Annotated in this window: 16 protein-coding genes; 9 read left to right on the top strand and 7 right to left on the bottom strand. The window is 49.9% G+C overall.

The features are described 5' to 3' along the window. Window positions 1-10: 10 nt before the first annotated feature. Together FND36_12500 and FND36_12495 are read right to left on the bottom strand one after the other, a co-directional pair. Window positions 11-787: an ABC transporter substrate-binding protein gene (locus FND36_12500; GenBank protein QDW74786.1), complete on the bottom strand. Its 777-nt coding sequence runs from the start codon at window positions 785-787 to the stop codon at window positions 11-13. Between the two features lie 46 nt (window positions 788-833). After that, window positions 834-2225, bottom strand: a complete 1392-nt coding sequence (locus FND36_12495) for a hypothetical protein (GenBank protein QDW74785.1) — start codon at window positions 2223-2225, stop codon at window positions 834-836. Window positions 2226-2566: 341 nt separating this feature from the next. On the opposite strand from FND36_12495, the gene FND36_12490 reads away from it, so the two are divergent. Both FND36_12490 and FND36_12485 read left to right on the top strand, forming a co-directional pair. Next, the gene (locus FND36_12490) at window positions 2567-2938 is read left to right on the top strand and encodes a hypothetical protein (protein ID QDW74784.1); all 372 of its coding nucleotides are present in this window, start codon (window positions 2567-2569) and stop codon (window positions 2936-2938) included. 3 nt (window positions 2939-2941) lie between these two features. Next, window positions 2942-3697 (top strand): N-acetylmuramoyl-L-alanine amidase, encoded by a 756-nt coding sequence (locus FND36_12485; GenBank protein QDW74783.1) that lies wholly within the window; start codon window positions 2942-2944, stop codon window positions 3695-3697. A 16-nt stretch (window positions 3698-3713) separates the two neighbouring features. On the opposite strand, the gene FND36_12480 is transcribed toward FND36_12485, so the two are convergent. Next, a complete protein-coding gene (locus FND36_12480; protein ID QDW74782.1) occupies window positions 3714-3998 on the bottom strand; it encodes a hypothetical protein in 285 nt (94 codons plus the stop codon). 244 nt (window positions 3999-4242) lie between these two features. On the opposite strand from FND36_12480, the gene FND36_12475 reads away from it, so the two are divergent. The 3 genes from FND36_12475 to FND36_12465 all read left to right on the top strand — a co-directional run bounded on the left by FND36_12475 (window position 4243) and on the right by FND36_12465 (window position 6651). Further along, window positions 4243-4617 carry a diacylglycerol kinase family protein gene (locus tag FND36_12475; GenBank protein ID QDW74781.1) on the top strand — a complete coding sequence of 125 codons (375 nt, stop codon included), beginning with the start codon at window positions 4243-4245 and terminating at the stop codon, window positions 4615-4617. An 80-nt stretch (window positions 4618-4697) separates the two neighbouring features. Then, entirely contained in the window at window positions 4698-5057 is a 360-nt protein-coding gene (locus tag FND36_12470) for a hypothetical protein (protein QDW74780.1), read from the top strand. Between the two features lie 55 nt (window positions 5058-5112). Beyond that, the gene (locus tag FND36_12465; GenBank protein ID QDW75629.1) at window positions 5113-6651 is read left to right on the top strand and encodes an AarF/ABC1/UbiB kinase family protein; all 1539 of its coding nucleotides are present in this window, start codon (window positions 5113-5115) and stop codon (window positions 6649-6651) included. Between the two features lie 85 nt (window positions 6652-6736). Here the strand turns inward: FND36_12465 and FND36_12460 are convergent, their stop codons facing one another. Together FND36_12460 and FND36_12455 are read right to left on the bottom strand one after the other, a co-directional pair. Then, window positions 6737-8362 carry a CTP synthase gene (locus FND36_12460; protein ID QDW74779.1) on the bottom strand — a complete coding sequence of 542 codons (1626 nt, stop codon included), beginning with the start codon at window positions 8360-8362 and terminating at the stop codon, window positions 6737-6739. 73 nt (window positions 8363-8435) lie between these two features. Further along, entirely contained in the window at window positions 8436-9914 is a 1479-nt protein-coding gene (locus FND36_12455; protein ID QDW74778.1) for a DUF1846 domain-containing protein, read from the bottom strand. Window positions 9915-10080: 166 nt separating this feature from the next. On the opposite strand from FND36_12455, the gene hflB reads away from it, so the two are divergent. The 4 genes from hflB (at window position 10081) to FND36_12435 (ending at window position 15901) form a co-directional block, all read left to right on the top strand. Beyond that, on the top strand, window positions 10081-12045 hold the full coding sequence (gene hflB / locus FND36_12450) for an ATP-dependent zinc metalloprotease FtsH (GenBank protein ID QDW74777.1): 1965 nt from the start codon (window positions 10081-10083) through the stop codon (window positions 12043-12045). 92 nt (window positions 12046-12137) lie between these two features. Then, on the top strand, window positions 12138-13976 hold the full coding sequence (uvrC, locus tag FND36_12445; protein QDW74776.1) for an excinuclease ABC subunit UvrC: 1839 nt from the start codon (window positions 12138-12140) through the stop codon (window positions 13974-13976). A 52-nt stretch (window positions 13977-14028) separates the two neighbouring features. After that, window positions 14029-14955: an HPr(Ser) kinase/phosphatase gene (hprK, locus tag FND36_12440; GenBank protein QDW74775.1), complete on the top strand. Its 927-nt coding sequence runs from the start codon at window positions 14029-14031 to the stop codon at window positions 14953-14955. Between the two features lie 13 nt (window positions 14956-14968). Continuing rightward, window positions 14969-15901 carry an ROK family glucokinase gene (locus tag FND36_12435; protein QDW74774.1) on the top strand — a complete coding sequence of 311 codons (933 nt, stop codon included), beginning with the start codon at window positions 14969-14971 and terminating at the stop codon, window positions 15899-15901. Here FND36_12435 and FND36_12430 read toward each other — a convergent pair. Further along, window positions 15888-16448 (bottom strand): chromate transporter, encoded by a 561-nt coding sequence (locus FND36_12430; protein QDW74773.1) that lies wholly within the window; start codon window positions 16446-16448, stop codon window positions 15888-15890. The two genes, FND36_12435 and FND36_12430, sit on opposite strands and share 14 nt — an antisense overlap. Beyond that, window positions 16445-16996, bottom strand: coding sequence for a chromate transporter (locus FND36_12425; protein QDW74772.1), 552 nt, complete (start codon window positions 16994-16996; stop codon window positions 16445-16447). Before FND36_12425 ends, FND36_12430 begins: the two co-directional genes overlap by 4 nt. Window positions 16997-17020: the final 24 nt, after the last annotated feature.

Raw genomic sequence — 17020 nt, 5'->3', positions numbered from 1 at the left:
TAAAGGGCGGTTATTTAGACGCTTCTTCGGCAAACTGAGTCGTTACAAGATCTTCATATGGCGCGCGTTTGGCAAGTTCGCCCGCTTCATCCAGAATATCCTGGAGCAGGTCAAAACTTTCCTCTTCAAAGATCAGATTGTCTTTCCAAGTATCCTGTTCGTAATAGCGGGATACGATGGCAGTGATGGTGTCCAGATCAGTCTCCTTAAACTGAGGCTCAATGACGGCCGCGATTTCTTCCGGCGTATGGGCCTGCACATAATCCATGCCTTTCTGGAGGGCATTGGTGAATCCCTGGATCACATCCGGGTTCTCGTCGATATAGCTTTGTTTCGCGGAGAAGGCGGTGTAGGGAACATAACCGCTGTCTGTTCCAAGAGAGGCGACTACATATCCCTTGCCCTCCTGTTCCAGGCTGGTAGCCCCAGGCTCGAATTCCACGGTAAAATCTGCCTGCCCTTCGGCAAATGCGGCGGCAGTGGAGCCAAAATCAATACTCTGGTCAATGTTGACATCTTTGGCCGGGTCAATGCCGTTTTGCTTTAAGATATATTCAAATACCATTTGTGGCATACCGCCCTTTCTTCCGCCGAGAACGTCGGTCCCTTTCAGGTCTTCCCAGGAGAAATCATCCATTTTCTGGCGGGCTACCAGGAAGTTTCCGGCCCGCTGGGTAAGCTGGGCGAAATTGACCACGTAATCGCTGGCGCCTTCATTGTAAGTGTAGATAGAGGCTTCCGACCCCATGAAGCCGATATCGGCGCTGCCGGAAAGAACTGCGGTCATGGTTTTGTCAGCCCCAAACGGGGATGGCCGTCTAGGCGCAGACCATTTACAAATATTCTGCAAAATCAACGGTGCCGTCCTCTTTGAGATGGATCTGTCTTACAGTGTTCCGCCAGAAGGAGCGCTTATTTTCAGGACTCAGGTAATCATAGATCGTCTTGAAATCCTGTTCAAGCAGAGGGACCAAATAAGAGAGATCGGGGGCTTTTTTGGCATCCGCTTCAAGAGAAAGTTTCTTTTCCTCTTCCAGAGAACGATACTGGGCGTTGTAATAATCCCAGGAGATGCGGCCCTTTTGAAAGAGAAGGTTCAGACGGTCAAGTTCCTTTCCGATCTGTTGGGAGGTGCGCTTTTGCGGCTCCCTGCGGGGAAGATTTGCGATGTGTATAGGACGGATCCTGTACTGTTGGAATTGCTGCCCCAGATCTTCCAGAAGGCGCGCCTCCAAAAGGTTCTGACTGAGCCGGCGAACGTTTTTGCAGGCCCGGTCGGTGACTGCCCGGTTGCATCGGTAATAACAATAGTCCCGCGTTTCCCCGGTCTTTCGATTAATGACCGCCTTGCTTCCAGTCCCGGTAAGAAGGCGCCCGCACAGAGGACAGCGGATCAGGCCGGAGAAATAATAGATCCGTCCGGAAGGAGAATATTTGATGTTGCGCTGGCTGACGGACTGGAGCCGGAGCCAGCGTTCTTCCGCAAGATAGGGGGGACAATAAGGAATTCCCCGGTAGGTCCCCTTGTAGAATTCGCTGGAAAGCATGGTGCGTAAGGTTCCGTAAGAAAAGGAAGGGTCATAATACGTTTGCATATAACGCAGGGTTTCCTGCTTGCTCTGGTGCTTTTCAAAATGGTCGAAGAAAGCGCGGACCATTTCCTCTTCTTCGGGATCTTTGACCATACATTTCTTGCCGTTTATGATTCCCAGTTTGTATCCGGGAGGCATATTGGCTTCGCCAAAGATGGCCTTTCCCTGGCGGATAGAAGCTTCATTTACAAATCGGATGCGTTCTGAAGTGGTGTCGACTTCATTCTGTCCGATAGACAGGACCACGTTCAGCTGAAGCCGCCCGTCTCTGGTTTCCATATTGATCCCAGGTTCCGAGGCGGAGATCCAGCGGACTCCATACGCATCCAGAACATCCTGGACTCTGTAGAAGTCGGACATATTTCGGAACCAGCGGTCCAGACGCCAGAAGAGGATCACGTCAATCCTGCCCGTACGGACATCCTCCAGGAGAGCGTGGATAGCCTTGCGCTTTTTTAGTTCTTTCCGGGCGGTACGGCCTTCGTCCGCATAGATCCCAGCCACATCCATTTTGTGGGATTTTGCATAGCTTACTAGGTAACTTTTCTGGGATTCCAAAGATTTCCCATGAATCATTTGCTCTGAAGTGCTGACGCGGATATAGATGGCGCAGCGCTGGATTTCTTCTGCCATAGTCTCATCTCCCTCTGCAGTATGTATACTGGAGAGGGAGAACAAAAATAACAGTCTTCTGACAGGCAAAGGGGACAATCCGTCCGCATAGATTTTAATAAAGAGTCTGTGCGGAAGTTAAAATGGAAAAAATCATCCAGGTGCTGCTTTCCCTTCTGGAAGAGCAGGAAAAGGCGGAGATCAAATATAAGATAGAGGAACTTACCGCCTCATCAGAAGAAGAGGAAAAAGAGGAAGGTTTTTAATTCCAAGCGGCAGGCAGATCGGACCGGACCAGGAACCGGTCTTTTTTTAATGCATAAAATGATAGAGAGACCGTATGAAAATCAGGAGGTTTTATTATGAAGAATAAAGAATATTGGCTGGAATGGGGCAGAAAGGCGGGAGTGCGCGCCATTCGGACGGTGGCTCAGACGGCAGTGGCCGGAATTGGAACGGCGGCGGCCATCGGGCAGGTGGATTGGAAATATGTACTGTCCGCATCGGTTTTGGCGGGCGTGATCTCACTATTGACCTGTATCGCCGGTCTGCCGGAAGTAGAAGGAGACAACGGCGTTGAGTACGACGAGGGAATCGAGCCGGAGCCCGCGGAGATCGCGGAGGCGGAAAGAGAAACCTGCCGTCTGCCGGAAGCGGGAGAAGAGCAGAAAAAGCCTGCGGAATCGGAGGAAGATCCGGCAAAAATCCTGGAAGAAAGCGGAAAGGAGGAATAGGACATGGCAAAATATAATGTACACGCCGGACATAATGCAAAGGTGCCGGGAGCCTCAAAGTATTTAAATGAAGTGGCGGAAAACCGAAAAGTCAAGAATCGGGTGATCGCTCTTTTGAAACAGCAGGGCCATACCGTCTATGACTGCACCGATGACGCAGGCGCGACTCAGTCTAAAAATCTGGCGAACATTGCAGCCAAATGTAATAAAAACAATGTGACTCTGGATCTCTCGATCCATTTGAACGCAGGCGGAGGAACGGGTGTGGAAGTCCTTTACTACAGCGCTGCCGGGAAGGCTTACGCCAAAAAGATCAGCGCCGCCATAGCTAAAAAACTGGGGCTTAAGGACCGGGGCGCCAAGCAGAGGACCGGGCTGTACGTTCTGAAAAATACCAAATCTACTGCGGTGCTGGTGGAGTGCTGCTTTGTAGACTCCGCAAATGATAAGAAAAAGTGGAACGCGGATAAATGCGCTCAGGCGATCGCAGAAGCGGTGACCGGAAAGACAGTTTCATCAAGTACGCCTTCCGGCGGGAATTCTGATAATACCGACGGCTCTTTCCTGGTAAAGATCAAAGCCGCGGATCTGACGATCCGGTCCGGCGCGGGAACGAATTATAAGGCGGTAGGGCATATTAAGGATAAGGGGACCTATACGATCACCCAAGTCCAGTATAACGGGCCGACTCCTTGGGGGAAATTAAAAAGCAAGGCTGGCTGGATCAGCCTGCACAGCGCCTATGTGACCCGGCTGTAAGATACAAGAAAAAACCTTAAGTGTCTTTGCCTAATGTGCCATCCCCAAATCCCGTTACTAGTTCCAGATCGATGCCCTCTTCTTCAAAATAACCTTCCTCAATGGCTATATACATTGGAGCGTAAAAGATAGAATGAGCCACTTCATTGAGAACGACTTTCTTAACTTCCGGGAGTGATTCTTCCGTGTTCTCCTTGGTATCCGTATCCTGTGAGCCGGATTCTTCCTTGGAAGAACAGCCGCACAGGATGGCCATGATCATAGCAGTGATCAGGCAGATGGCAGTGAAACGCTTTTTCATAATATCCTCCTTATTTGATGTGCCGCCGCGCCTAATCGCAAACCGCTCCAGTGGGGCTTCACCGCCGCGGTGCGGCTGCGTTTGCTCATTGGCATGACGGAACTCTTAAATTTAGTATATTCCCTTTTGGGGTTTTGGTGAAAAGGGGTGGTTCTTATGGCTGGATTTTGCTACAATAGTATTATAGATTTGGTTTTTGATCCTGAAATTGATGAGGTTTGCGGCAGACGGAAAGGGTACAGGAATGAAAGGGAATAAAAAGAATCCTTTGTATAAAAGTTTTGGATATGCGTTTGAGGGGATTTTTGACTGTATTCGGAATGAGCGAAACATGAAGATCCATTGCGCAGCGGCGGCGCTTGTGAGCGCCGCGGGAATCTGGCTTGGAATATCACGGATGGAATGGTGTGTCTGCCTGATCTTATTTGGCCTGATTCTGGGTTTAGAGATGGTCAACACGGCTATAGAGGCGGTGACGGATCTGGTCAGTGAGGAATACCATCCTTTGGCGAAGAAGGCCAAAGATACGGCCGCGGGGGCAGTTCTGATAGCGGCCATCGCGGCCGGGGTGATCGGTGTGATCATTTTTCTGCCCAGGCTGCTGGAAATTTTGCCGTAAGATAGATCGGATCATAATAAAAAAGGGACAGGAGCGAGAGCGATCTTAGGCGGACTGTTCCAGGAAAGGAGTTTAGAAGTATGGAAAAATTAGGAGAAGGACTCAAAAAGCTTTTGCTTGCTGGAGTAGGGACAGTGGCCGTGACCGCGGAGAAGTCGAAGGAGATCCTTGACGAACTGGTGAAAAAAGGAGAATTGACGGTTGAACAGGGGAAAGTGCTCAATCAGGAACTGAAACATAATCTGAAGCAGACGGTAAAAGAAAATGTGAACGTTTCTGTGAAACCTTCTTCGGCGGAAGAACTGAATGAACTTCTGGAGAAAATGACTCCGGAACAGATTGTCCAATTGAAGGAACAACTCCAGAAGATGGAGGAAACAGAGACAGAAGCGAAGGCGGAAGACGCATCCGAAGAAGCGGCTGGAGAGCCAAATGAGTAAAGCGAAAGAAGAAGAAACAACAGAAAAGAAGACTTACGGATCAAGACTGCGCGAAATGACGGCAGTCCTGCACAAATACGAGGTTACCAGAGGGGTTACCCCGGAAAAGCTCCGGATGATCCTGGAAGATCTTGGACCCACCTATATCAAGCTTGGTCAGATCATGTCTATGCACTCGGATATCCTGCCTAAACGGTACTGCGATGAGCTGATGCGCCTTCATTCAGAGGTAGCGCCTATGCCGTTTGAAGAGGTGGCGGAGGTGATCCAAGAGTCTTATGGATATCCCTGGACAGAGGTGTTTGCGGAGATTGACGAGACGCCCATCGGATCAGCTTCCATTGCTCAGGTACACCGGGCCAGGCTGTATTCAGGTGAAGATGTTGTAGTCAAAGTCCAGCGCAGAGGAATCTATGAGGTGATGGCCAGAGATATCGGACTGCTCCACAAGGCGGCCAAACTGCTTCCGGTCACCAGCCTGCGGGGACTCGTGGATCTGGATATGGTTCTGGATGAATTGTGGATGACCACCCAGGAAGAGATGAATTTCCTGACGGAGGCGGCTAACGTAGAAGAATTCGCGAAAAAGAATAAGGACGTAGCCTTTGTCGAAACTCCAAAGCTGTACCGGGAACATACGACGACCCATGTGCTGGTAATGGAATATATCGACGGATTTCCTATTGACGGACGAGAAGAACTCTTGGAAAACGGATATGACTTGAACGAGATTGGAAGTAAATTTGTCGATAATTATATTAAACAGGTCATGGAGGATGGTTTCTTTCATGCGGATCCGCATCCGGGGAACGTACGTATCCGCGGCGGGAAGATCGTCTGGCTGGATATGGGGATGATGGGCCGGCTCACGGAGAGAGACCGGGAGCTGATCGGAGAAGTGATCCGGGGAGTGGCGGCAAATGATATTAACATGATCCAGGAAGCGGTGCTGGCTCTGGGAGAATTCCGGGGAAAACCGGACCGCAACCGGCTGTATCAGGATATCAGCGAGCTTATGTCTAAATATGGAAATACAGACATGGGAGAGATTGATATCGGTGAAGTGATGCAGGATCTGATGGATGTTATGAAGGAAAATAAGATTTCCATGCCTCATGGTCTGACTATGCTGGCAAGAGGATTGACGCATATGGAAGGCGTTCTTGCGGAAATCACGCCGGAGATCAACATGACAGAGATCGCGGCGGCCAGGATCAAGGCGGAATTTGTTCAGAATCTGGATTGGAAGGCGGAAGTTAAGCGAGGGGGGAAGGCGCTGTACCGGTCTCTTCACAAAGCGGTTGATATTCCGGCCCTCCTGGCAGACCTTATGCAGGGATATTTGAAAGGCCAGACCCGCATCAATATGGATCTTCACGCTTCGGACGATCTGACGCGGCTCCTGCGCAGATTGGTCAGAAATATCGTTATGGGATTGTGGGTTATGGCGCTTCTGATCAGTTCCAGTATCATCTGCACCACAGATATGACGCCCAAAATTCTTGGGATCCCGGCTCTTGGGGCTTTCGGATACATGATCGCGTTTGTGATCGTTATGTATGTGTTTATCAAACATATGCTGTCAAGAAAATAAGAGGGATATCTGTCATAGGGATTCCCTTCACAGAAAAAGAGATCACCTTCTTTGCGAGGTAATCTCTTTTTTGTGATATTGCTGTCTACTCTTTAACTTTTCCCCGTTCTTTCTGACAGCGAAGCGCCGCTTCCACGAATCCGCGGAACAAAGGATGGGGCCTGTTCGGCCTGGATTTCAGCTCCGGATGGGCCTGGGTAGCGATAAACCAGGGATGGGAAGGAATCTCGATCATCTCTACGATCCTTCCGTCCGGGGACAGGCCGGAGAGTTTCATTCCATGGGATGTAAGGTCATCCCGAAAATCATTATTGACTTCATAGCGGTGGCGGTGTCGTTCCTGGATATGATCTGTTCCGTATAGTTCATATGCCTTGGAAGTCTTGTCCAGGATACAAGGATAAGCTCCAAGACGCAGAGTTCCGCCGATATCCTCCACGCCTATCTGATCCGGCATAATGTGGATGACTGGATGGAGAGTATCCGGTTTTAATTCCGCGCTGTGAGCGTCATGGTAGCCAACAACATTACGGGCAAACTCAATAATGGCTACCTGCATACCCAGACAGAGACCCAGGAAGGGAATATTGCGGGTACGGGCGTAATGAACAGCTTCTATCTTTCCATCGATGCCGCGATGGCCAAAGCCTCCGGGAACCAGGATGCCGTCCGCATCCCCCAGGAGTTCTTCCGCGTTTTCGCTGGTGACGGTTTCCGAATCTATCCACTTGATATTGACGGTCGCGCGGCTGAAGATGCCGCCGTGTTTTAGCGCTTCCACTACGCTGATATAAGCATCGTGGAGCTGAATGTATTTTCCCACCAGAGCAATCGTCACTTCTGTATTGGGATGGCGGAGATATTCCACCATTTCTGTCCAGTCTTTCAAATCAGGTTCCGGGCATTCCAGTTTCAGACACTCACAGACAACGCCCGCCAGATTTTCTTTTTCCATCGCCAAAGGAGCCTCATAGAGATATTCCACATCCAGATTCTGAAGCACATGGCTGGCCGGCACATTGCAGAAGAGAGCGATCTTGTCCTTGATACCCTGGTCCAGCGGATATTCCGAGCGGCAGACGATAATGTCCGGCTGGATTCCCATTCCCTGCAGATCTTTGACACTGGCCTGAGTAGGCTTTGTCTTCATCTCCTGGGAAGCTTTCAGATAAGGGATCAATGTTACGTGGATCAGGATTACATTTTCCCGTCCTTTCTCATGCTGGAACTGCCGAATGGCTTCAAGAAAGGGCTGGCTTTCAATATCTCCTACGGTTCCGCCTACTTCAATGATGGCGATCTCTGTGTCTTCCGCCGCTGGATTCCGATAAAAACGCCCCTTGATCTCATTGGTGATATGCGGGATCACTTGAACGGTACCTCCGCCAAAATCCCCGCGGCGTTCCTTTTGGAGGACAGACCAGTAAATCTTTCCGGTGGTCACGTTGGAATTCTTAGTAAGACTTTCATCAATGAACCGTTCGTAGTGCCCCAGATCAAGATCCGTCTCGGCGCCATCATCGGTGACGAACACTTCTCCATGCTGAACAGGGTTCATCGTACCTGGATCAATGTTGATATAGGGATCGAATTTCTGCATAGTGACCGTATATCCCCGGGCCTTTAACAGACGGCCAAGAGAAGCGGCCGTGATTCCTTTCCCAAGTCCGGAAACGACTCCACCGGTAACGAATACGTATTTTACTGCCATAGTTATCCTCCTTAAAATTCTGCTGGGTGTATCTGCTGATTAAAAAAATACCTTAAAATTATACACCTTTCTATTATAAAAATACAGAATTTTTTTCATATTTTGGCTCAAAGGTAGCCTGTATGGATAACTTTTTAAATTGTTTTGCGTCTACGGTGCCTACCATGACGGAAGTATGGACCTGACAGCCTTTTAAACTCGGAAGCTGGTCCAGGGCGCGCTGTGCCAGCGGGTCTGTGGCGGCGCTGACAGACAGGGCGATCAAGACTTCATCGGTGTGGAGCCGCGGATTTTTACTGCCTAAATATTGAGTCTTCAGCTTTTGGATCGGCTCGATGGCCTCCGGGGAGATCACGTGGCAGTGGTGGTCGATGCCGGCCAGTTCCTTCAACGCGTTTAGGAGCAGGGCCGCGGAAGCACCCAGAAGACTGCTTGTCTTCCCGGTGATCATACGTCCGTCATGAAGCTGCAGGGCCGCCGCGGGGCCGCCGGTCTCTTTTGCGCGGGCAAGAGCGGCGTCCACTACTGGACGGTCATGGACGGTAACTCCGGCCTGGTTCATCAGCATTTCAATTTTATAAACTTCGTCATCAGGGCAGGCGCCTATCAGAAGCCGCCGGAGGGAATCATAGTATCTGCGGATGATCTCCTGGCGGGAAGCCTCCCGGCATACTTCATCGTTACAGATACAGTTTCCCGCCATATTGACGCCCATATCAGTGGGAGACTTATAGGGACTTTCCCCGTAGATCCGCTCAAAGATGGCGTTCAGGACGGGGAATATCTCCACATCCCGGTTGTAATTGACTGTAGTTTCGCCATAAGCTTCCAGATGAAAGGGGTCGATCATATTTACATCGTTTAAATCGGCTGTGGCTGCTTCATAAGCTAGATTGACCGGATGTTTTAAAGGAATATTCCAGATTGGAAAAGTCTCAAATTTAGCGTATCCGGCGCAGATCCCGTGTTTATGTTCGTGATAAAGCTGGGACAGGCAGACGGCCATCTTTCCGCTGCCGGGGCCGGGAGCCGTCACGACTACCAGGGGCCTGGAAGTTTCGATATAATCATTTTTCCCATAGCCTTCTTCGCTGACGATCAGAGGAATATTGGTAGGATAACCCTGAATGGGATAGTGGCGATATACCTTGATCCCCAGCTTCTCCAACCGTGTCTTGAATAAAGCCGCGCTCTCCTGGCCGCTGTATTTTGTGATCACAACGCTCCCAACATAGAGGCCGTGGCTTTTGAAAACTGACATCAGGCGCAGGACGTCTACATCGTAGGTGATCCCCAGATCCCCGCGGATTTTGTTCTTTTCAATATCATCCGCGCTGATCACGATCACGATCTCCGCCTGAGAAGAAAGCTGCATAAGCATCCGCATTTTACTGTCTGGACGGAAACCGGGAAGAACCCGCGATGCGTGATAGTCATCAAACAGCTTCCCGCCGAATTCCAGATAAAGTTTGTTGTCAAAATGGCTGATGCGTTCCCGGATGTGGGAAGATTGTGTTTGCAGGTATTTTTCGTTGTCAAATCCTATTTTCATTCTCATTCCTCTTATTGTTTTATAAAAATTTTTCCTAAATGTGTATGAACAAATTCCATACCAAGTATACTACAAAGGATGGGAAGTTTACAATCTTTTCATAATGTTTTTATTGATTTATAACAGGGCTGTCCGTATAATGAAAGAGTGACACAGGAGGATAAAAATGGACAACCAGAACAACCAGAACAGAAATAATCAAGATCCCAACAGAAACAATAAACAAGGGATCTCTTTTGTAATTTTAGTAACATTGATCACAAGTATTCTGGTCCTGGCGCTCTTCCAATTCCAGGGAACAGGGAGCGCGGAGGAGATCACTTACGATGAGTTCCTCAAGATGGTAGACGATGGAGAGGTTGAGAGTGTACAGATCCAGAGCGACAGGCTGGTGATCACAGCAAAGCCTGAGAAAGGAAAGCGGACCGGGCAGGAGTATTACACGGGAGTCGTACAAGACGACACACTTTCTGATAAGTTATATGAGGCCAACGTAGAGTATTCTCAGGAAATCCCGGATACCACATCCGCAGTCGTACTGAACGTGCTTTTGACGATCCTTCCGATCGCGCTGATCGTAGGAATGTTTGTCTGGATGACAAGGAAGATGTCGAAGGGCGGCGGCATGATGGGCATTGGCAAGAGCAATGCCAAAATGTACGTAGAGAAACAGACCGGAGTTACCTTCCGGGATGTGGCCGGCCAGGACGAGGCCAAAGAATCTCTGCAGGAAGTGGTAGACTTCCTCCATAATCCGGGGAAATATACCAGCGTAGGAGCGAAGCTTCCTAAGGGAGCGCTGCTGGTAGGCCCTCCGGGAACAGGTAAGACCCTGCTGGCGAAAGCGGTGGCGGGAGAGGCGAAAGTGCCGTTCTTCTCTCTGAGCGGCTCCGCGTTTGTGGAGATGTATGTGGGCGTAGGAGCCTCCAGAGTCCGGGATCTGTTCAAGCAGGCGCAGCAGATGGCGCCCTGCATCATCTTCATCGATGAGATCGACGCCATTGGAAAGAGCAGAGACAATCAATTAGGAAGCAATGATGAAAGAGAACAGACATTGAACCAGCTTCTGGCAGAGATGGATGGATTTGAGAGCAACAAAGGATTGGTGCTGCTTGCGGCGACCAATCGGCCGGAGATTCTGGACCCGGCGCTTTTAAGACCGGGACGGTTCGACCGCAGGATCATTGTGGAGAAGCCGGATCTGAAAGGCCGGATTGATGTTCTGAAGGTACATTCCAAAGATGTTCGGATGGATGAGACGGTGGATCTGGAAGCGATTGCCCTGGCTACTTCAGGGGCGGTGGGATCCGACCTTGCTAATATGATCAATGAGGCCGCTATCAATGCGGTGAAGCATGGAAGAAACGCGGTAAGCCAGGCGGATCTCTTCGAGGCGGTGGAAGTGGTGCTGGTAGGAAAAGAGAAGAAAGACCGTATCATGAGCCAGGAAGAGCGGAGGATCGTTTCTTACCACGAAGTAGGGCACGCGCTGGTAAGCGCGCTGCAAAAGGATGCGGAGCCGGTACAGAAGATCACTATTGTGCCTCGTACAATGGGCGCTCTGGGATATGTAATGCAGACGCCTGAGGAGGAGAAGTTCCTGAACACAAAGAAAGAGCTGAAAGCTATGCTGGTAGGAATGTTGGCGGGACGGGCGGCGGAAGAGATCGTGTTCGATACGGTGACTACAGGAGCCGCCAACGATATTGAGAAAGCAACCAGTATTGCCAGAGCTATGATCACTCAGTACGGAATGAGCGAGAAATTTGGTCTGATCGGTCTGGAGTCGATTCAACATCGGTATCTGGATGGAAGACCGGTAGCTAACTGCGGCCAGGAGACGGCGTCTGAAATCGACCATGAAGTTATGAAGATGCTCAAAGAAGCATATGAGGAAGCAAAACAGCTTCTGAGCGAACATAGAAAAGCGCTGGATCAGATCGCGGCGTTCCTGATCGAGAAGGAAACCATTACAGGGAAAGAGTTTATGGAGATTTTCCACAAAGTAGAAGGTATTGACCCGGAACAGGAAGGAACAAAGAGCGAAGAGAGGATTGCTATGAATCCGGCGCGGGAGGAGACTGGAGTACAGGAGAGTCCTGCGCAGGAGGAAAGACCGGCGGAAGAATAGAAGTTGTGCTACTATGCAGCGATGTTGAGGTTCAATATCGCTGCATTGTGCTGTGTGATCATATATTTAGTGTTTTGAAATGGGGAAAGATTATGTTTGACATTCAGGAAGAACTAAAAAAACTGCCGGGAAAGCCGGGCGTATATCTAATGCATGACGAAAAGGACGAGATCATCTATGTGGGGAAAGCCGTCAGCTTAAAGAACCGTGTCCGCCAGTATTTCCAAAGTAGCCGCAATAAAGGAGTCAAGATTGAACAGATGGTGACTCACATCCGGCGGTTTGAGTATATTATCACAGACTCTGAATTAGAGGCGCTGGTGCTTGAATGTAACTTGATCAAAGAACACAGGCCTAAATATAATACGATGCTGATGGATGATAAAGCCTATCCTTTTATTAAGGTAACGGTGGAGGAGGCTTTTCCGCGGGTCCTTCTGGCCAGAAGGATGGTGAAGGACAAGGCCCGCTATTTCGGGCCTTATACCAGCGCTGGAGCCGTCAAAGACACAATAGAATTGATCCGTAAACTATATTATGTGCGAAGCTGCAATCGAAAGCTGCCCAGAGACATTGGGAAAGAGAGGCCCTGCCTGAATTACCACATCCATCAATGCAAGGCGCCCTGCCAGGGCTATATTTCCCAGGAGGAATACCGGGAATCGATTCAGGAAGTGCTGAAATTCCTGGGCGGAAACTATGAAGGAATCCTCAAAGACTTGGAGGAAAAGATGCAGAACGCTTCTGAGAACTTAGAGTTCGAGAGAGCCATTGAGTACCGGGAACTGATCGCCAGCGTACAGAAGATCGCCCAGAAACAGAAGATCACGGATACTGCCGGGGAGGACAGGGATATCCTGGCGGTGGCATCAGAAAGAGAAGACGCGGTGGTACAGGTGTTCTTTATCCGTGGAGGCCGGCTGATCGGCAGGGATCATTTCTACCTGAAGATCGGGGAAGGGGACGAAGCGGGAGAAATCTTATCCAGCTTTATCAAGCAGTTTTATGCGGGAACGCCGTACATTCCTTCCCAGCTTATGCTGCCGGAAGCGGTGGCGGACCAGGAGATCATCGAGGAGTGGCTGAGCCGCAAGCGGGGCCATCGGGTCCATATCCAGGTGCCGCAGAAAGGAAAGAAGGAGAAGCTGGTGGAGCTGGCCAAGAAGAACGCGGCGCTGGTGCTCAGCACTGACAAGGAGCGGCTGAAAAGAGAAGAAGGCCGTACCATCGGCGCGGTTAAAGAGCTGGAGAAAATTCTGGGACTGGAAGGGCTTCAGCGGATGGAGGCCTACGATATCTCCAATACCAGCGGGTTTGCTTCTGTAGGTTCTATGGTAGTCTATGAGCGCGGGAAACCGAAACGGAATGATTACCGAAAATTCCGGATCAAAGGGGTTCAGGGGGCGGACGACTATGCCAGCATGGAGGAAGTACTGACCCGCCGGTTCCGGCATGGATTGGAGGAACAGGAAGAAGGCAAAGAAATGGGAGGATTTAACGCTTTCCCGGATCTGATCTTGATGGACGGGGGAAAAGGACAGGTAAACGTGGCCCTTGGAGTATTAGACTCACTGGGGCTTCAGATTCCGGTATGCGGTATGGTAAAAGATGACAATCACCGGACCAGAGGGCTGTATTACCAGAATGTGGAACTGCCGATCGACAGAAATTCTGAGGCTTTTCGGCTGATCACCAGGATTCAGGACGAGGCTCACCGGTTCGCCATTACGTTTCACAGGCAGCTTAGGGGAAAGAATCAGGTGCACTCCATACTGGACGATATACCGGGAGTGGGTCCGGCCAGGAGAAAAGACCTGATGAAGCATTTTGAGAATCTGGAAGCTGTCAAAAACGCGGACATTGAAGAATTAAAAAAATTGCCTTCTATGAACGAAAAATCGGCCAGGGACGTGTATAACTTTTTCCATTGATGTGGTATAATGGTTGCTGCATAGAAATTATGAAAAGGAAAAGGAGAGTATCATGAGTAAGAACGTCAAAATGAGCGCGATCGTCGAGAAGATGAATCTGAAGAATCTAACACCGGATGTGGATTATTCGGAAAAGATTGTAGAAGTGCCGGATATCAACCGCCCGGCTCTTCAGCTGACCGGCTATTTTGAACATTTTGATGCGGAGCGGGTTCAGGTGATCGGATATGTTGAGTATACATTTCTTCAGAAAATGCCGGAAGAAGAAAAGGAAAAGATTTATTCGATGCTCTTATCTTATAAATTGCCGGGGATTGTTTTCTCCAGAAGCCAGAAGCCGGACGATATGCTGCTTGAAAAAGCGACGGCGGCTAATATCCCGGTATTTCAAAGCGAGATGAAGACATCTCAGTTTACGGCGGAACTGATACGCTGGCTGAATGTAGAACTGGCTCCATGTATCTCGATCCATGGCGTTCTGGTAGATGTATACGGCGTGGGCGTGCTGATCATGGGCGAAAGCGGAATCGGGAAAAGCGAGGCGGCGCTGGAACTGATCAAGCGAGGGCACCGTTTGGTCAGCGATGATGTGGTAGAGATACGAAAGGTCAGCGATGAGACGCTGGTAGGAACAGCACCGGATATTACAAGGCATTTTATAGAACTTCGGGGAATCGGGATCGTGGATGTGAAAACCCTGTATGGCGTGCAGAGTGTGCGTGCCACTCAGAATATCGATCTGGTCATTACGTTGGAAGATTGGGATAAAGACAAACAGTATGACCGGCTGGGGCTGGAGGAAGAGTATACAGAATTCCTGGGGAACCGGGTGGTATGTCATCAGATTCCGATCCGTCCGGGGCGGAATCTGGCCATCATCACAGAGACGGCGGCTATCAATTACCGCCAGAAGAAAATGGGTTACAACGCTGCGCAGGAATTGTACAAACGTGTACAGGAAAATATGAGAAGGAAGTAGGGGGCGGAGTTTTATGAAATATTGTTTTGGTGTGGATATTGGAGGAACATCAGTGAAGATCGGTCTGTTCCAGACCGATGGGATCCTTATGGACAAATGGGAGATTCCTACGAAAACGGAGAATGAGGGCAAAGCAATCCTTCCGGATATCGCGCAGTCTTTGGAAAAGAAACTTTTTGAGACAAAGATTCCCAAAGATCAGATCAAAGGGATTGGGATTGGAATTCCGGCTCCTGTGGATGAGGAAGGGATTGTACAGAAGACCGCGAACCTTGGATGGGGGTATAAAGAAGTAAAGCGGGAAATGGAAGAACTGACCGGATTCAAAGCGGCTGTAGGAAATGACGCTAATGTGGCCGCCCTTGGTGAAATGTGGCTGGGAGGGGGAAAGGGTTATAAAGATCTTGTGATGGTCACATTGGGAACAGGCGTTGGCGGAGGTATTATCGTCAACGGGCTCCCTCTGACCGGAGCGAATGGAGCCGGCGGAGAGATCGGCCATATCTGTGTAAACTATGAAGAAAAAGATCGATGCGGCTGCGGCAAACAGGGATGTCTGGAACAATATGCTTCCGCCACAGGAATTGCCAGGATCGCCAGGATCCGGCTTCACAAAAATGACGACCCGTCCATTCTGCGGGGAAGAAAAGTCAGCGCGAAGATGGTGTTTGACGCGTTAAAAGAAGGCGATAAAGTGGCGGAAGAGATTGTGGAAGAATTTGGCGCATACTTGGGACATGCGTTGGCCAATATCGCTGTGATCACGGATCCCGCCGTGATCGTGATCGGCGGAGGAGTATCCAAAGCCGGAGAGATCCTTTTGGAATATGTAGAAAAGTATTACCATGAGAAAGCCTTTTTCTCCAATCAGAATGTACGTTTTGTATTGGCGGAACTTGGAAATGACGCCGGGATCTGCGGAGCGGCGAAGCTTATGTCATTTTGAGAATGATGCCAAGAACAGCGCCTGCTAAGATCCATATAAGAGGATGCAGGTTCTTGAAAGATTTTATCTGCATAAGCCCCAGAACAGACAAACAGATCAGCAGATTGGCGATGTTTACAGCGGGAAGTCCGCTGCTGGCGGCGGTAAATAAAGTGATCTGGAGCAGTTCCCAAACAGCATATCCGATCAAAGCCGCAACCGTAGGCCGGATGCCGTAGAAAAGAGCTTTTACCGTTGGGTTTTCGCTGAAGTTTTCTAAGAATCTGGCGATGATCACGATGATGATGAGAGCCGGCGCGGTCAGAGCGAAGGTGGCTACAAGAGCGCCGGGGATCCCGGCGGCGTGGTAGCCGGCATAGGTGGCCATATTAACGCCAAGAGGGCCGGGAGTACTCTCGCTGATGGCAATCATATTAGTCAGTTCCTGAGCGGTATACCAGTCATATCTTTCGGTCAGTTCCATAAGGAAAGGCAGGGTAGCCATTCCTCCTCCGATGGAAAAAAGGCCGATTTTAAAGAATTCATAGGCGAGGGTGAGGTAGATCACAGTGATTTCCTCCCCTCGATTTTTTTGGCAGTGATACCCGCGATGCCTGCCAGAATGATGATAAGGGCCGTAGGAACGGGAGAGAAGCAGGAAAGGAGAAACGAGATGAGAAAAATAGCGGCGCCCAGTTTGTCAACCACACCTCTGCGGATCATCTGGATGGTAGTATTGATCATCAATGCACAGACCGCGGCCCGGATGCCGGAAAGAGCATGTACGACCACCGACAGGTGGATAAAATTCTGCAGGATAGAAGCAATCAGACAGATGATGATGATAGAGGGAGAGATCACGCCAAAAGTGGCGACGATCCCGCCCAGGATCCCTGCCTGTCTGTAGCCCACATAGGTTGCTGTATTTACGGCGATAACGCCGGGGGTGCACTGGCCGATGGCATACATATCCAGAACTTCTTCCTCTTGGCACCATTTGCGGTTCTCTACAATCTCCCGCTGCAGCATGGGGAGCATGGCCATTCCGCCGCCGAACGTCAGTCCGCCGATCTTGGCGAAGCTGATATAGAGTTCTCCCAGTAATTTCGTTTTCATGTACGTATCCTCAAGTTGGTTTTT

Source organism: Lachnospiraceae bacterium KGMB03038 (assembly GCA_007361935.1).
GTDB lineage: Bacteria > Bacillota > Clostridia > Lachnospirales > Lachnospiraceae > Massilistercora.
This window is presented reverse-complemented; position numbering and strand designations above follow the sequence as displayed.

Coding starts and splice junctions, on each gene's coding strand:
- FND36_12500 (QDW74786.1), bottom strand. CDS start 787: ATGACCGCAGTTCTTTCCGGCAGCGCCGATATCGGCTTCATGGGGTCG.
- FND36_12495 (QDW74785.1), bottom strand. CDS start 2,225: ATGGCAGAAGAAATCCAGCGCTGCGCCATCTATATCCGCGTCAGCACT.
- FND36_12490 (QDW74784.1), top strand. CDS start 2,567: ATGAAGAATAAAGAATATTGGCTGGAATGGGGCAGAAAGGCGGGAGTG.
- FND36_12485 (QDW74783.1), top strand. CDS start 2,942: ATGGCAAAATATAATGTACACGCCGGACATAATGCAAAGGTGCCGGGA.
- FND36_12480 (QDW74782.1), bottom strand. CDS start 3,998: ATGAAAAAGCGTTTCACTGCCATCTGCCTGATCACTGCTATGATCATG.
- FND36_12475 (QDW74781.1), top strand. CDS start 4,243: ATGAAAGGGAATAAAAAGAATCCTTTGTATAAAAGTTTTGGATATGCG.
- FND36_12470 (QDW74780.1), top strand. CDS start 4,698: ATGGAAAAATTAGGAGAAGGACTCAAAAAGCTTTTGCTTGCTGGAGTA.
- FND36_12465 (QDW75629.1), top strand. CDS start 5,113: ATGACGGCAGTCCTGCACAAATACGAGGTTACCAGAGGGGTTACCCCG.
- FND36_12460 (QDW74779.1), bottom strand. CDS start 8,362: ATGGCAGTAAAATACGTATTCGTTACCGGTGGAGTCGTTTCCGGACTT.
- FND36_12455 (QDW74778.1), bottom strand. CDS start 9,914: ATGAAAATAGGATTTGACAACGAAAAATACCTGCAAACACAATCTTCC.
- hflB (QDW74777.1), top strand. CDS start 10,081: ATGGACAACCAGAACAACCAGAACAGAAATAATCAAGATCCCAACAGA.
- uvrC (QDW74776.1), top strand. CDS start 12,138: ATGTTTGACATTCAGGAAGAACTAAAAAAACTGCCGGGAAAGCCGGGC.
- hprK (QDW74775.1), top strand. CDS start 14,029: ATGAGTAAGAACGTCAAAATGAGCGCGATCGTCGAGAAGATGAATCTG.
- FND36_12435 (QDW74774.1), top strand. CDS start 14,969: ATGAAATATTGTTTTGGTGTGGATATTGGAGGAACATCAGTGAAGATC.
- FND36_12425 (QDW74772.1), bottom strand. CDS start 16,996: ATGAAAACGAAATTACTGGGAGAACTCTATATCAGCTTCGCCAAGATC.